Source organism: Ramlibacter sp. (assembly GCF_028291745.1).
In the GTDB taxonomy this organism is placed as follows: domain Bacteria; phylum Pseudomonadota; class Gammaproteobacteria; order Burkholderiales; family Burkholderiaceae_C; genus Ramlibacter.
In genome coordinates this window covers 190,502-205,599 of the sequence record NZ_JAQGNQ010000056.1, presented here as the reverse complement: position 1 = coordinate 205,599, position 15,098 = coordinate 190,502, and the positions used below count along the sequence as shown (strand labels likewise).

12 protein-coding genes are annotated in these 15,098 nt (G+C 70.1%); 7 read left to right on the top strand and 5 right to left on the bottom strand.

The genetic code is table 11. From position 1 onward, the window contains the following. The first annotated feature begins 23 nt into the window (after window positions 1–23). Window positions 24–1,850, top strand: coding sequence for a phosphogluconate dehydratase (edd, locus tag JWP60_RS10060; RefSeq protein WP_299790056.1), 1,827 nt, complete (start codon window positions 24–26; stop codon window positions 1,848–1,850). Beyond that, on the top strand, window positions 1,841–2,497 hold the full coding sequence (gene eda / locus JWP60_RS10055) for a bifunctional 4-hydroxy-2-oxoglutarate aldolase/2-dehydro-3-deoxy-phosphogluconate aldolase (RefSeq protein WP_299790053.1): 657 nt from the start codon (window positions 1,841–1,843) through the stop codon (window positions 2,495–2,497). Before edd ends, eda begins: the two co-directional genes overlap by 10 nt. A 141-nt stretch (window positions 2,498–2,638) precedes the next feature. Here eda and gloA read toward each other — a convergent pair whose 3' ends face one another. Then, window positions 2,639–3,028: a lactoylglutathione lyase gene (gene gloA, locus JWP60_RS10050; RefSeq protein ID WP_299790050.1), complete on the bottom strand. Its 390-nt coding sequence runs from the start codon at window positions 3,026–3,028 to the stop codon at window positions 2,639–2,641. A gap of 98 nt (window positions 3,029–3,126) precedes the next feature. Here gloA and JWP60_RS10045 point away from each other — a divergent pair, with 98 nt between their 5' ends. The 5 genes from JWP60_RS10045 to JWP60_RS10025 all read left to right on the top strand — a co-directional run bounded on the left by JWP60_RS10045 (window position 3,127) and on the right by JWP60_RS10025 (window position 10,780). Then, window positions 3,127–4,914, top strand: coding sequence for a BamA/TamA family outer membrane protein (locus tag JWP60_RS10045; RefSeq protein WP_299790047.1), 1,788 nt, complete (start codon window positions 3,127–3,129; stop codon window positions 4,912–4,914). Beyond that, window positions 4,911–8,714: a translocation/assembly module TamB domain-containing protein gene (locus JWP60_RS10040; RefSeq protein ID WP_299790044.1), complete on the top strand. Its 3,804-nt coding sequence runs from the start codon at window positions 4,911–4,913 to the stop codon at window positions 8,712–8,714. The genes JWP60_RS10045 and JWP60_RS10040 overlap by 4 nt, the downstream gene beginning before the upstream one ends. Before the next feature lie 202 nt (window positions 8,715–8,916). Next, on the top strand, window positions 8,917–10,152 hold the full coding sequence (locus JWP60_RS10035) for an MFS transporter (RefSeq protein ID WP_299790041.1): 1,236 nt from the start codon (window positions 8,917–8,919) through the stop codon (window positions 10,150–10,152). Window positions 10,153–10,339: 187 nt separating this feature from the next. After that, on the top strand, window positions 10,340–10,516 hold the full coding sequence (locus JWP60_RS10030; protein ID WP_299790038.1) for a ribbon-helix-helix protein, CopG family: 177 nt from the start codon (window positions 10,340–10,342) through the stop codon (window positions 10,514–10,516). 60 nt (window positions 10,517–10,576) lie between these two features. Next, complete coding sequence (locus JWP60_RS10025; RefSeq protein WP_299790034.1) at window positions 10,577–10,780, top strand: CopG family transcriptional regulator; 204 nt, start codon at window positions 10,577–10,579, stop codon at window positions 10,778–10,780. 10 nt (window positions 10,781–10,790) lie between these two features. On the opposite strand, the gene JWP60_RS10020 is transcribed toward JWP60_RS10025, so the two are convergent. From JWP60_RS10020 to JWP60_RS10005, 4 genes are all read right to left on the bottom strand, one after another. Beyond that, window positions 10,791–11,591: an SDR family oxidoreductase gene (locus JWP60_RS10020; protein WP_299790031.1), complete on the bottom strand. Its 801-nt coding sequence runs from the start codon at window positions 11,589–11,591 to the stop codon at window positions 10,791–10,793. Beyond that, complete coding sequence (locus JWP60_RS10015) at window positions 11,588–12,232, bottom strand: 2-dehydro-3-deoxy-6-phosphogalactonate aldolase (protein ID WP_299790028.1); 645 nt, start codon at window positions 12,230–12,232, stop codon at window positions 11,588–11,590. The genes JWP60_RS10020 and JWP60_RS10015 overlap by 4 nt, the downstream gene beginning before the upstream one ends. 2 nt (window positions 12,233–12,234) lie before the next feature. Next, a complete protein-coding gene (locus JWP60_RS10010) occupies window positions 12,235–13,116 on the bottom strand; it encodes a 2-dehydro-3-deoxygalactonokinase (RefSeq protein WP_299790025.1) in 882 nt (293 codons plus the stop codon). Between the two features lie 247 nt (window positions 13,117–13,363). Then, window positions 13,364–15,091: an IlvD/Edd family dehydratase gene (locus JWP60_RS10005; RefSeq protein WP_299790022.1), complete on the bottom strand. Its 1,728-nt coding sequence runs from the start codon at window positions 15,089–15,091 to the stop codon at window positions 13,364–13,366. Window positions 15,092–15,098 lie beyond the last annotated feature (7 nt).

Genomic DNA, 15,098 nt, shown 5'->3' with positions numbered 1-15,098 from the left:
CAACGCAGTCAGCGCAAGATTCCATGAAACTCCATCCCGTGCTGGAGGCGGTGACCGCCCGGATCCGCCAACGCAGCGCGCCCACCCGGGCCGCCTATCTCGCGCGCCTCGACGAGGGCGCGGGGCGTCAGCGTGGCGCCGACCGCATGGGCTGCGCCAACGTCGCCCATGCCTTCGCGGCGCTGCCGAACAACGACAAGTTCCGCGTCGTCGCCGAGCGCGCGCCCAACATCGCGATCATCAACTCGTACAACGACATGTTGTCGGCGCACGCGCCCTTCGGCCACTTCCCGCCGGTGATCAAGGACGAGGCGCACCGGCTCGGCGCCAACGCGCAGGTGGCCGCCGGCGTGCCCGCCATGTGCGACGGTGTGACGCAGGGCACGCATGGCATGGAGCTCAGCCTGTTCTCGCGCGACACCATCGCGATGGCCACGGCCGTGGGCCTGAGCCACGACGTGTTCGATGCGGTGCTGATGCTGGGCATCTGCGACAAGATCGTGCCGGGCCTGCTGATCGGCGCCTTGCAGTTCGGCCATCTGCCCACCGTTTTCGTGCCGGGCGGTCCCATGCCCAGCGGCCTCTCCAACACCGAGAAATCCAAGGTGCGCGAACTGGCGGCGCAGGGCCTCGTCGGCCGCAAGGAATTGCTCGAGGCCGAGGAGAAGGCCTATCACACGCAGGGCACCTGCACTTTCTACGGCACGGCCAACAGCAACCAGATGCTGATGGAAGCGATGGGCCTGCACGTGCCGGGCTCGGCCTTCGTGCAGCCGCAGCAAGCTTTGCGCGAAGAGCTCACGCGCGAGGCGGTGCGCACCGTGCTCGGCATCCTCAAGACGCGCCGCTACGTGCCCATTGGCCGCATGGTCGACGAGCGCTCCATCGTCAACGCGATGGCGGCGCTGCTGGCCACCGGCGGTTCCACCAACCACCTGATTCACTGGGTGGCGGTGGCGCGTGCCGCCGGCATGGTGATCGACTGGAACGATTTCGACCAGCTCTCGGCCGTCGTGCCGCTGCTGGCGCGGGTCTATCCGAATGGAGTCGCCGACGTCAACCAGTTCCAGGCCGCGGGCGGCCCGGGCTACGTGATCCGCGAACTGCTCGATGCCGGCCTGATGCACGAGGACGTGCTGACCGTGCGCGAAGGCGGCTTGCGCGAATACACGCGCGAGCCGGCGCTGCAGGCGAGCGAACAACACGGCCTGGTGTGGTCCGATATCGGCCCCTCGCGGGAGGAGAGCATCGTGCGTCCGGCCGGCGCGCCCTTCAGCCGCACCGGCGGCCTCAAGCTGCTGGTGGGCAACCTGGGGCGCAGCGTGATCAAGGTGTCCTCGGTGCCCGACGACCGCCACGTGATCGAAGCGCCGGCGCGCATCTTCGACAGCCAGGACGCGCTGCTGGCCGCCTTCCAGGCCGGAGAGCTGGAGCGCGACCTGATCTGCGTGGTGCGCTGGCAGGGACCGCAAGCCAACGGCATGCCGGAACTGCACAAGCTCACGCCACCCCTGGCGGTGCTGCAAGGCAAGGGATTCCGCGTGGCGCTGGTCACCGACGGCCGCATGAGCGGCGCCTCCGGCAAGGTGCCGGCGGCGATCCATGTGTGCCCGGAAGCGGCGGCCGGCGGGCCGCTCGCGCTGCTGCGCGATGGCGACGTCGTGCGCCTGGACGCACCGGCCGGCCAGCTCGAGGCGCTGGTCGATCCCGCCGAATGGGCGCGGCGCGAGCCCGCCCGCATGAGCGACGCGCAACGCGAGGCGAACGGCCACGGGGTCGGGCGCGAACTGTTCGCCGGCATGCGGCGCAATGCACTTGGCGCCGAGGAGGGTGCCTGCACATGGCTATGAGACCAGAGATCCCCGAGCGCCCGACGGCGCAGCAGGTCATGCAGGACGCGCCGGTGATCCCGGTGATCGTGCTGAGCGCGCGCGAGCAGGCGGTGCCGATGGCGCGCGCGCTGGTGGCAGGCGGCATCCGCATGCTGGAGGTGACGCTGCGCACGCCGGTGGCGCTGGCCTGCATCGAAGCGATCGCCCGCGAAGTGCCCGAGGCGGTGGTTGGCGCCGGCACCCTGCGCAGTGCGGCCGATGCACAGGCGGCGGCGCTGGCCGGCGCCCGCTTCGCGGTGAGTCCCGGCTACACGCGCTCGGTCGGCAAGGCGTGTCACGAACTCGGCCTGGCCCTGCTGCCCGGCGTGGCGACCGGCAGCGAAATCATGATGGCGCAGGAAGACGGCTACACCGCGCTGAAGTTCTTCCCCGCCTTGCAAGCGGGCGGCCTCGCCATGCTCAAGGCGTGGAGCGGCCCCTTCAACGACGTGAGGTTCTGCCCCACCGGCGGCATCACGCCGCACAACGCAGCGGAGTTCCTGGCCCTGCCCAACGTAGCCTGCGTCGGCGGCTCGTGGCTCACGCCGGCGGATGCTCTGGCCGCGGGCGACTGGGCGCGGGTCACGCGACTCGCGTCGGAGGCGGCGGCTTTGCGGCGTGTTTGATCGAGCGTTTCTGAACGCAGAATTCGCAGAAGTAGCGCAGAAGTCGCAGAAAAGACCAGGAAACCTTTCAAGGTTTTCTTCTGCGTTTTCTGCGTCGCTTCTGCGCCTTGTGCGTTGATTTGCTCAGACTCCAGCCAGCGCCTATTCAGCTTCTCGCTGGATCAGCTCGATCTTGTAGCCGTCCGGATCCGTCACGAAAGCGATCACCGTGTTGCCGCCCTGCACCGGGCCGGGCTCGCGCGTGATGTTGCCGCCGGCGGCGCGGATGCGGTCGCAGGCGGCATAGGCGTCGGCCACGCCGATGGCGATATGGCCGAAGGCGCTACCCATCTCGTACTGGTCCACGCCGTGGTTGTAGGTCAGCTCCAGCTCGGCGTGTTCCGGGTTGGTGCCGTAGCCGACGAAGGCGAGCGAGTACTTCTGCTCCGGCCGTTCGGTGGTGCGCAGCAGCTTCATGCCGAGCACACCCGTGTAGAAGGCGATCGAGCGCTGCAGGTCGCCGACGCGCAGCATGGTGTGGAGGATTCGCATGGCCACGATGATAGATCGGGACCGCGCGGTGTCCAGGCTGCATGAGTCGAATTCGGCCTACGCGGCGCAACGGCCGGGACAGCGATAGTTCGCACTCCATGCTCCGCTCCTTCCTAGCTGCCGCGGGCCTGGCCCTGCTGGCGCTGCTGGCGACGGCCGCGGCCGCCCAGACCCAGCAGCCCGCGTTCGATCTCGTCGTCCGCGCGCCCGATCCCTTGCGGCAACTGCTGGAAAACAACCTCGAACTGCGCCGCTACCGCGAGGTGAGCGATCTCGATGACAGCGAGGTCGCGCGCCTGATCGTGCTCGGCGAAAAAGACGCGCGCGAGCTGCTGGCCACCCAGGGCTACTTCTCGCCCGATGTGCGCATCACCCGGGAGAGCGGACCGCCCATCCGGCTGGTGGTGACGGTGCAGCCCGGTCCGCGCACGCAGGTGCAGGCCGTCGACATCGCCTTCGAAGGCGACATCGCCACCAGCACCGACGCTGGCGCCATCGCGCAGCGCGAAGGCATCCGCTCGCGCTGGCTGCTGCCCTCGGGCCTGCCGTTCACGGCGGGCGGCTGGGATCGCGCGAAGGCGGAGGCCACCAAGCAGTTGCTGGTGCGCCGCTATCCGGCCGGCCGCATCAGCTACAGCCTGGCCGATGTGGACGCCCAGGCGCAGTCCGCGCGGCTCGGGCTGAAGCTGGATTCCGGCAAGCTGTTTCACCTGGGGCCGCTGCGCGTGATCGGCATGCAGCGCTACGACCCGGTGCTGGTGCCGCGGCTCGCGCGCCTGCAGGAGGGCGCCGTGTACGACCAGGAGCAGCTGGTGCAGGCGCAGTTGCGGCTTTCCGGCAGCGGCTACTTCGATTCCGCCTTCATCTTCGTCGACCCCGAAGGCGATCCCGATGCGGCGCCGGTGCAGGTGAGCGTGCGCGAGGCACGGCTGCAGAAGGTGGTGCTGGGCGTGGGCTTCACCACCGATGGCGGCCCCCGTGCGACGGTGGAGCACATCGACAACCGGCTGCCGGTGATCGGCTGGCGCGCCGTGACCAAGCTGCAGGTGGAGCGGAAGAATCCGTTCGCGCAGACCGAATGGACCGGCCTGCCCGACGAGCGCGGCTGGCGCTGGTCCACACTGGCTCGCATCGAGCGGCTGGACGACGAGCGCCTGATCACCAACAGCGAGCGGCTGCGCGGCGGCCGCTTCCAGAACACCGACCACATCGACCGCAACATGTACCTGGAGTACGAGCGCTCCACCGTGCAGAACCCGCGCAACGTGGTGCTCACGCCGCTGGAGACCGGCCAGGGGACGGCCCTGAGCGTCAACTACATCTGGACCGGCCGCTACTTCGACGACCTGCAGGTGCCCACGACCGGCTACGGCGTCGGCATGGAAGTGGGCGGCGGCGTCACCTTGGGCAGCGTGCACCAACCCTTCGAGCGCACGCTGCTGCGCTGGATCACCTTCCGGCCGCTGCCCCAGGGACGGCTGCAGCTGCGCGCGGAAGCCGGCGCGGTGCTGGCGCGCGACGACGCCCCGGTGCCGGCGACGCAGCTCTTTCGCACCGGCGGCGACACCACGGTGCGCGGCTACAGCTTTCTCGACATCGGCGTACGGCTGCCCGGCGGGCTGGTCGGGCCCGGCCGCTACATGACCGTGGCCAGCGTCGAATGGCAGCGGCCCATCATCCGCAATGCGCAGCCGACGCAGTTCGAGCACACCTTGTTCATCGACAGCGGTGCGGTGGCCGATCGCATAGGCGCGCTGCGCCAGCAGGTCGGCATCGGCACCGGCATGCGCTGGCGCAGCCCCGTCGGGCCGGTGGAAGGCGCCATCGCCTATGGCGTGCAGGCGCACAAGCTGCGGCTGCATTTCACCGCGGGGTTCGTCTTTTGAAAGCGCAGGCTGCGCGCGCGGCACGCGGGCTCGTGCGCATCGTCGTCGGGCTCGCCCTGCTGTTGCTGCTTGCCGCCGCCGGCTTGTGGTGGTGGTCCGGCCAGGAGGGCTCGCTGGATTGGCTGCTGCGCCGCGCGGCGCACGGCGGGCCGCTGCAGTGGCAAGGTGTGCAGGGCTCGGTGCGCGGCCGCTGGCACATCGATCGCATCGTCTGGGAGCGCGACGGCCTCAAGCTGGTGGCGGAGGACATCGAGCTGGCGTGGCAACCGGTCGCCCTGCTGAAACGCACGGTGCAACTGGAGCTGGTGCAGGCTGCGCGGGTCCGCGTGATCGACCAGCGGCCACCGACTAACGAGCCGCTCAAGCTGCCCGCCGACCTGAGCCTGCCCTGGCGCGTGACCGTCGACCTGCTGAAGGTCGGCGCCTTCGCGTACCAGGGGCGAACGAACGTAGACGCCAGCAATCTCGCGGCGAGCTACGGCTTCGACGGCATTCGGCATGCGCTCGACTTGCAGTCGCTGCAGGTGGCCGGCGGCAGCTATTCGGGCGACGTGAAGCTGCAGGCGCGCGGCTCGCAGGCGCTGACCGCCACGGTCGCCGGCCGCTTCCAGGCGCCGGTGCCGGGCACGCACGAGCACGTGCCGCTGGAGTTTCGGGTGCGCGCGCAGGGGCCCGTCAGCGCCTTCGATGCGCGCGCGCAGCTGCAGGTGGTGGAGCAGAACGCTGCCGCCGCCGCCCTGCCGCGGGCGACCGCCACCGCACGCGTCACGCCTTTTGCGTCCATGCCGGTGCCGCGCGGCGCCGCCGATTTCGAACGACTGGACCTGGCGATGTTCTGGCCGCAGGCGCCCCGCACGCTGCTGTCCGGACACGTCGCGGTCGTGCCCGAGGGCGCGGCGCGCTGGCGCCTGCAGGCCGATGTGCGCAACGGGCTCGCCGGCCCGTGGGACGCCCACCGGCTGCCGGTGCAGTCCGCGCGCGGCGCGGGCGAGTGGCGCGAGGGCGCGGCGCTGGTGAAGTCGATCGCGGCGGAGGTCGGCGGCGGCAGCATCGCGGGCAGCGGCGCCTGGGAAGGCAAGGGCTGGAGCTTCCAGGGGCGGGTCGATGCGGTCGATCCCTCGCAGCTGCTTGGCAGCCTGGCGCCACTGCCCCTGACCGGTCCGGTCAAGCTGAAGGGCGAGGGCAAGGCGGTGGACTTCGACGTCGCGCTGCAGGCCGGCGCGCCCCGGCGGCGTCCTGCATCGGCGCGCAAGGACAGCGCCGACAACAGGCTCTTGGCCGCCGCCGGTGCGCTGGAGCTGCGCGACGCCCTGGCGCAAGGCCGCTACAGCGGCGAGCTGTTGTCGCTCTCGCAGCTGCGCGTGCGCACCAGCGATGCCTCGCTGGAAGGCCAGCTGGAATGGGACTTCGCCGCCACGGCCGCCAGCGGTCACCTGCAGTTGCGGGCACCGGGCCTGCAGGCGCAGGCGCGCGGCAGCCTGGCGCCCGGGCGCGGGCAGGGCGCCGGCGACGTGTCGGCCGACGACCTGGCGCAGGCGCAACGCTGGCTGGCGCGCTGGCCCGGTGTCGGCGCTGCGCTCAAGAGCGTCGCCTTGCGCGGCCAGGCGCAGGCGCATGTCGCCTGGCAGGGCGGCTGGCGCGATCCGACCGTGCAGGCGCGCGCCAGTGCGGGAACGCTGGCCTGGCAACAAGCGGCGCGCGACCCAGCGGCGTTGCCGTGGGTCTTGCGCGATGCGTCCTTGCAGGTGCAGGGGCGCTTGCGCGATGCCGCACTCGATGTGCACGCGCAGGCGGAGCAGGGCCAGCGCAAGCTTGCGCTGGCCGTGGCGGGCCGGCTCGGCGCCACGCTGGGCGCGCCCGCGGTCAGCTGGCGCGGCCACATCGCAAGCGCGGCGCTGCAATTGCAGGATCCGGGAATCACGCCCGGTCCCTGGCAACTGCAATTGCGCCAAGCCGTCGACTGGCGGGCGGCCGGCGGCAACTTCGATCTGAGCGCGGGCGAGGCGGTGCTGCATGCGCCAGCCATGCGCAGCGGCGCCGCGGCCAGCGACGCCGTCCTCACGTGGACACCGGTGCATAGACAGGCCGGGCAGCTCACCACGGCGGGGCGACTGAGCGGGCTGCCGCTGGCGTGGATCGAGCTGGTGGGCGGGCCGCAGCTGGCCGGTTCCGCGCTCTCGGGCGACCTGGTGTTCGACGCGCAGTGGAATGCGCAGCTGGGAAAAACCGTGCGGCTGGACGCGTCGCTGGCGCGGGTGCGCGGCGACGTCAACGTGCTCGCCGAAGCCATCGACGGCGGCGCGACCCGCGTGAGCGCAGGAGTGCGCGATGCGCGCGTCAGCGTCAGCAGCCAGGGCGAGCAGCTGGTGTTCGCGCTGCTGTGGGACAGCGAGCGCGCCGGCCACGCCGAGGGCCAGATCCGCACGCGGCTGGCGTACAGCGCCGACGGCTGGGGCTGGCCGCAGCAGGCGCCGATTTCGGGCCGGGTGCAGGCGCAGCTGCCCCGCATCGGCGTGTGGTCGTTGCTGGCGCCCCCCGGCTGGCGGCTGCGTGGATCGCTCGGTGCGGACATTGCGGTGGCCGGCACGCGGGCGCAACCCGAGCTCTCGGGACCGCTGCAGGCCGACGACCTGGCGCTGCGCTCGGTGGTCGACGGCGTCGAATTGCGCAACGGTCGCTTGCGTGCGCAACTATCGGGACAGCGGCTGGTCGTGAGCGAATTCCTGCTGCGTGGCGGCGAGGAGGCCGGCGCCACCGGCGGCACGCTGGTCGCCACCGGCGAGGGCCGCTGGACGCCGCAGGGGCCGGTGTTCCAGGCGCATGCGGTGCTCTCGCAGCTGCGCGCCAGCATCCGCAGCGATCGCCAGCTGACCATCTCCGGGCCGGTGGATGCACAGGTGGACGGCGCCGCCGCGACCGTCACCGGTGAACTGCGGGTGGACCGCGCGCGCATCAAGATTCCCGACCAGTCGCCGCCGCAGCTGGGCGACGACGTCGTCGTCCGCAACGCCCCCGGCGTCGAGGCGACCCAGGCGGAGCGCGGGCAGCGTCCGGCGGCGGCAACGGCCAGTGAGGGCACGAGCCGGCGCGCCGTGACGCTGCGCGTCGCGTTCGATCTCGGTGACGACTTCCGCGTGAGCGGGCGCGGCGTCGACACGCGACTGGCCGGCACGCTGCAGGTGCAGGGCGCCGGCAACGGCCTGCCGCAGATCGCCGGCGTGATCCACACGGTGGGCGGCACCTATGAAGCCTATGGCCAGCGCATGGACATCGAGCGCGGGGAACTGCGCTTCACCGGCGCGGCCGACAACCCGGCGCTGGAGGTGCTGGCCGTGCGGCCCAACATGACGCAGAAGGTGGGCGTGCAGATCACCGGCCGCGCGCAGTCGCCGCACGTGGAGCTGTATTCCGATGCGGGGCTGTCCGATGCGGAGACGCTGTCGTACGTGGTGCTCGGTCGCTCGTCGGCCGGCAGCGGGGCCGAAACGGCGCTGCTGCAAAGGGCGGCGGCGGCCCTGCTGGCGGGGCGCCGCGGCACCGGCAAGACCCTGGCCGGCAGCCTCGGCCTGGACGACCTGACGGTGGCCAACGACGGCACCAGCGGTCCGGTCGTGCGCCTTGGCAAGCGCTTTGCCGCGAATTTCTACGCCGCCTACGAGCGCAGCCTGTCCGGGGCGCTGGGCACTCTGTTCATCTTCTACGACGTGTCGAAGCGGGTGACGGTGCGAGCGGAGGCGGGCGAGCGGGCGGGGCTGGACTTGATCTTCACGTTTGCCTTCGACGGCTGGGGAAAGAAATAGGGCGGCCCGGCCGGCGGCCAGCGCCGTCTCATCGATGCGACACCGGCGAGCCAGAAAAAAGGCGCAATGAGGCACAGCGGCACAGCTGGGTCTCGCCGGAGGCAGCGGATCCGAGACTTGAGCCCGGGGGCGTGGTAGCGTTGCACGCGCAGCTCGGCGGGCGGTACGACCGGCCCGGCGAGACCCCCGAAGGAGACATCCAATGACTGACACCGCGCGGCGTACTGCGTTCTGGCTGGTGATGCTGGCGGCTGCCGGCACCTTCGGCCTGACGATGGGCGCGCGCCAGAGCATGGGTTTGTTCCTCTCGTCGCTCAACACGGCCACCGGCCTCGGGCTGGGCAGCGTCAGCCTGGCCTTTGCCTTCGGGCAGTTATGGTGGGGACTCACGCAACCGTTTGCCGGCGCGCTGGCCGACCGCTATGGCGCCGGCCGCGTGCTGGTGCTGGGCGTGATCCTGCTGTGCATCGGCACCTTCATCACGCCCTTCATGACCAGCACGCCGGGCCTGATCTTCGCGATCGGCGTGCTCGCCTCCGGCGGCTCCGGCATGGCCGGGCCGGCGGTGCTGATGTCGGCTGCGGTCCGCATGATCGCGCCGGCGCGCCGCGGCTTCGCCACCGGACTGGTCAACGCGGGCGGGTCCTTCGGCCAGTTCGCGACCGCGCCGCTGGCGGCGGCGCTGATCGTCGGCGTGGGCTGGGGCTCGGCCATGCAGGTGCTGGCGTTCATGGTGTTGCTGGCGCTGCCGGCGGCCTGGGTGCTGCGCGGCAATGCGGCGCAATCCGCCCCGGTTGCGGGCGAGCCGAAGACGGTGGGGGCGCGCACGGCGGTGGCGCAGGCGGTGCGCCATCGCAGCTACCTGCTGCTCGGCGCCGGCTTCTTCATCTGCGGCTTCCACGTCGCCTTTCTCGCGGTGCACCTGCCCGGCGTGGTGGCGGCCTGCGGGCTGCCGACGCAGTGGGGCGGCTGGGCGCTGGCGATGCTGGGGCTGTTCAACATCATCGGCAGCCTGATCGTCGGCTGGGCGGTGGGGCACTGGCGCTCCAAGACGCTGCTGTCGCTGATCTACGCAGCGCGCGCGCTGGCCGTGCTGGCCTTCCTGTTCGCACCGAAGACCGGGCCGGTCGTGCTGCTGTTCGCCGCAGTCATGGGCCTGACCTACCTGTCGACGGTGCCGCCGACCGCCGGGCTCGTGGCCAAGTTCTTCGGGTCCGCCAACATGGCGACGCTGTTCGGCCTGGTGATGCTGTCGCATCAGGTCGGCGCCTTCGTCGGTTCCTGGCTCGGCGGCAAGGTGTTCGAGCTGACCGGTGCCTACGACTGGCTCTGGTACGCCGACATCGTGCTGGCGCTCGGCGCCGCGCTGATCCACCTGCCCATCCGCGAGGAGCGGATTCCCGCGCGGCGGCCGTCCGGCGCTCCCGTCACGGCCTGAGCCGCTTCGCGCGCCGCACGCGCTGCCGTGCGGTCTGACTCAGCGTCTGCCGTTGCCTACAAGCCGTAGAGCCTTCAAACCGGCGAGCGGCGGGCAAATCCCCGTGCCCCATCCGGGCGAACGTACTACCATCCGACTCACATGATAGGTGCACAGTATTATCATGTCTGGACACCAGAACGATCGCATGGAAGATAAACCCGCCCGCCTCACCGTCCTGATCGACGCGGAGAAGAAGAAGGCATTCGAGGCGCTCTGCGCCTCCCAGGACATCACGGCCTCGCAGATGGTCCGCCAGCTCATCCGCGACTACCTCGTCAAGCACGGCATCGAGTACCCCCCAGGAGCCGGCCATGAGGAGTGAGCGGCCCCGCTGCGAACGGAAAGGAATTACAATCCGATTAACATCGGAAACCGTTCGCCCATGGAGCTCAAGACCGCCCGGTTGACCATCCTGATCGATCCCGCGAAGAAACTGGCTTTCGAGACACTCTGCCGCACGCAGGACATGACGCCCTCGCAGGTGGTGCGCCGGCTGATCCGCGACTACATGGATCAGCAGGATCTCCCCGCCGCCGTGCCCAAGCCTGCGCTCGCGCGCAAGTCCGGGTCTGCGCGCAAGCGTTGAAAGCGCGCGTTCAGACCGGCACGGTGTAGTTCAGCGTCATCCGGCCGCCGTCCACCACCACGATCTCACCGGTCACGTAGCTGGCTGCGTCGCTCGCGAGCCAGGCCACGACGTCAGCCACCTCCGCCGGTTCACCCAGCCGCTTCATCGGCGTGCGGCTCATGATCCGCGCCTTCGCTTCCTCACTGGTGAGCACCGACTTCGCCGCAAGCTCGGTGGCGATCGTGCCCGGTGCGACCGCATTCACACGAATGCCGTGCGGCGCCAGCGCCAGCGCCATCACGCGGGTCAGCTGGTTGATGCCGCCCTTGCTGACGTTGTAGCTGGCGATCGTCGGGATGGTCAGCACCCCGTTCACCGAGCTCATGTTGACGATCACGCCGCCTCCCGCCTTGGCCATCTCGCGCGCGGCGGCCTGCCCGACCAGGAACGAGCCCTTGAGGTTGACGCGCAGCACGGCATCGAAGTCGGCTTCGCTGATCTCCAGGAAGTCCGACGCCTTGAAGATGCCGGCGTTGTTGACCAGCACGTCGATGCGGCCATGCGCCTGCATCGTCCGCGCCACCAGCGCATCCACCTGCGCCTTGTCGCCGACATCGCAGTGCACGTAGAGGCCTTGCAACTCGTCGGCGAGCGCCTGGCCCTGCACATCGTCAATGTCGGCCAGCACCACCCTGGCGCCCTCGCGCGCGAACCGCCGCGCGCAGGCTTCGCCGATGCCCTGCGCGGCGCCGGTGACGATGCACACGCGGCCGGCATGGCCGAAGTGCACGGCGGATGAAGACGGCGGAGCGAGGGGCGCGCTGTTCATGCGCGCATGGTACCCGTCCACGCATCCGCGAACACCTGCGCCGAGGCCGCCACCGCCTGGGCGCTCATGCCCGGCTTGTACAGCGCCGAGCCGATGCCGAAGCCGTTCGCGCCGGCAGCGCGGTAGCCCGCCATCGTCACAGGCGCGATGCCGCCGACCGGCATCAGCAGCACGTCCGGCGGCAGTACCGCGCGCAGCGCTTTCACCGCGGCCGGCGGGATCATCTCCGCGGGAAACAGCTTGAGCGCGCTGGCGCCAGCGGCCAATGCGGCGAACGCTTCGCTCGCTGTCAGCACGCCCGGCAAGGCAAGCATGCCGAGCTCGCGCGTGCCTTCGACCACGCGCGCATCGAAGTGCGGCGAGACCACCAGGCGCCCACCGGCAGCGTGCACCTGGCGCACTTCCTCGGTGGTGCGCACAGTGCCGGCACCGACCAGCGCCTGCGGAAAACGGCGCGCGAGCAGCTCGATGCTGCGCAGCGGCTGCGGCGAATTCAGCGGCACTTCCAGCAGCCGCCAGCCCGCGCCGACGAGGGCGTCGCCCACGGCCTCGGCTTCATCCGGCGTGATGCCGCGCAGGATCGCCACCAGCGGCAGTTGTTCGATGCAGGCCTGCCAGGTGTCGTTGACGGAAGCGTCCATGTTCACTCCAGGGTACGGGCCAGCGCCCACAGGCCGCGCCAGGTAGCTTCGGGTCCGAGGGTGCGCGAGGTGCATCCCAGCGTCCGTAGCGCGAGCGCGTAGCGTTGCGTGAGGGCGGGGGCTCCGATCAGCACCACCGCGTCGACAGCGTCGCTGCGCTGGCGCAATTCTTCGCCGATGACGAGTCCCGAGAGATAGCTGGCAAGCGCTGGCGCCGGCAATCGATCGAACAGCGCCAGCGTGCGCGCGCTGAACGCGCTGCGCAGCAGGCCGCCGCTTTGCTGCGCATAGCGCACGCCCTGCGTGAAAGCGTCTTCAGCGAGCGGGCCGTCCTCGGCGGGCATCATGCGCCCGAGGATCGAATGCTGCCGCAAGAGCGCATAGACCTCGCCCGACATGAAGGTCGCAAAGGACTGCACGCGCGCCTGCGCCACCTGCACCCACTTGCTGTGGGTGCCGGGCAGCACGTAGACGCCATCGCGCTGCTGCAGCAGGTCGATCGCGCCGAACACCTGCACCTCCTCGCCGCGCAGCACGTCGGGCACGCCGTCGCTCTCGCAGGACAGGCCGGGGACCAGGGCAATGCGCTGCGGCTCGACCCACGCCAGGCTGCGTGCCAGCTCGGCGAAGCCCGCGGGACAGGCGCAGTAGGGCGCCTCGCGCCAGCCCTGGCGGCTGCCAGCCATGCCGCTGACCAGGCACAGGGAAGAGGGTTCGGCGAGCCAGTCGCCGCAGGTTTCCTGCAGCACGTCGGGGAAGCCGCCGGCCGGGACGGTGAGGATGCCGCGCGCGGAACTACGCTGGTCCAGCACCGTGCCGTCGGCGGCAATGCGTGCTGCGCGCAGGGACGAGGTGCCCCAGTCGACGGCGATCAGGGAAGTCATGCGAATGCTGAAGTTCTGGTTGTCCGGATGTCATTGCGGGCTTGACCCGCATCCCGGGCGGCGGTCATGCATCCTCGGATGTCATTGCGGGCTTGACCCGCAATCCATGCGGCGGTGATGCGAGCGCCGCGTGGATCCCGGGTCGAGCCCGGGATGACATCCATGGAGCCGCGATGACATCCATGGAGCCGCGATGACATCCATGAAGTGCGGGATGACATCCGGGGAAACATCCTCACCGTGCTGCCTAGTGATTGTCCCGCGGCACGAACGATCCGCGCTTGCCCACCAGGAAATCGAGATCCGCGCCTTCGTCCGCCTGCAGCACGTGGTCGACGTACAGCTTCCAGTAGCCCGATGACATCGGCGGCTTCGGCTTTTCCCACGCGGCGAAGCGCGCGGCCAGTTCCTGGTCGCTCACTTCGAGGTGCAGGCGGCGCTTGGGCACGTCGAGTTCGATGATGTCGCCGTTTTGCACCAGCGCGAGCGGGCCGCCCGCCGCGGCTTCCGGCGCGGTGTGCAGCACCACCGTGCCGTAGGCCGTGCCGCTCATGCGCGCATCGCTGATGCGGACCATGTCGGTGATGCCCTTGCGCAGGATCTTGGGCGGCAGGGGCATGTTGCCCACTTCGGCCATGCCGGGGTAGCCCTTGGGCCCGCAGTTCTTCAGGACCAGCACGCAGGTCTCGTCGACATCGAGGTCCTCGTCGTCGATACGCCGGTGGAAGTCCTCGATGTTCTCGAACACCACGGCGCGGCCGCGATGCACCATCAGCGCCGGCGTTGCCGCACTCGGCTTGATCACCGCGCCGCGCGGCGCCAGGTTGCCGCGCAGCACCGCGATGCCGGCCTTCTCCTTGAAGGGGGCCGCCAGCGGCAGGATCACTTCCTGGTTCCAGTTCTGCGCATCGGCGATGTTCTCGCCCACGGTGCAGCCGTTGGCTGTCACCGCATCCAGGTGCAGGTGCTCGCGGATTTCCTTCATCACCACCGGCAGGCCGCCCGCGTAGCAGAAGTCCTCCATCAGGTGCTTGCCCGAAGGTTGCAGGTTGACCAGGCAGGGCAAGTCACTGCCGAGGCGGTCGAAGTCCTCGATCGCCAGTTCGACGCCGATGCGGCGCGCGATCGCGATCAGGTGGATCACCGCGTTGGTCGAGCCACCGATGGCGGCCAGCGTCTTGATCGCGTTCTCGAAAGCCTGCCGCGTGAGGATGCTGGAGAGCTTCTGGTCGATGTGCACCATCTCCACGATGCGGCGACCGGCATTGCGCGCGATCACGTTGCGCCGGCCATCGACGGCGGGATAGGCCGCGTTGCCCGGGAGGCCGACACCCAGCGCTTCCACCATGCTGGCCATCGTCGAGGCCGTGCCCATGGTCATGCAGTGGCCGTGGCTGCGGTGCATGCAGCTTTCCGCCTCGAAAAAGTCCTGCAGCTTGTGCGTGCCGGCGCGCACCTGCTCGCTCATGCTCCACACGCCGGTGCCCGAGCCGAGCTCCTGGCCGCGCCACTTGCCACTGAGCATGGGGCCGCCGGAGACGCCAATGGTGGGCAGGTCGACGCTCGACGCGCCCATCAGCAGCGAAGGCGTGGTCTTGTCGCAGCCCATGAGCAGCACCACGCCATCGATCGGATTGCCGCGGATCGATTCCTCGACGTCCATGCTGGCGAGGTTGCGATACAGCATGGCGGTGGGACGCAGCAGCGTCTCTCCGAGCGACATCACAGGGAATTCGAGCGGAAAGCCGCCGGCCTCGTAGACACCGATCTTCACCTGCTCCGCGAGCGTGCGGAAGTGCGAGTTGCAGGGCGTGAGTTCGCTGAAGGTGTTGCAGATGCCGATCACCGGGCGACCATCGAACTGGTCGTGCGGCACGCCCTTGCCCTTGACCCAGCTGCGGTAGGCGAAGCCGTCGCGGTCCTGGCGGCCGAACCACTGCTGGGAGCGCAGCTCCTCCGGTTTCTTTCTCTGCATGGAAGCG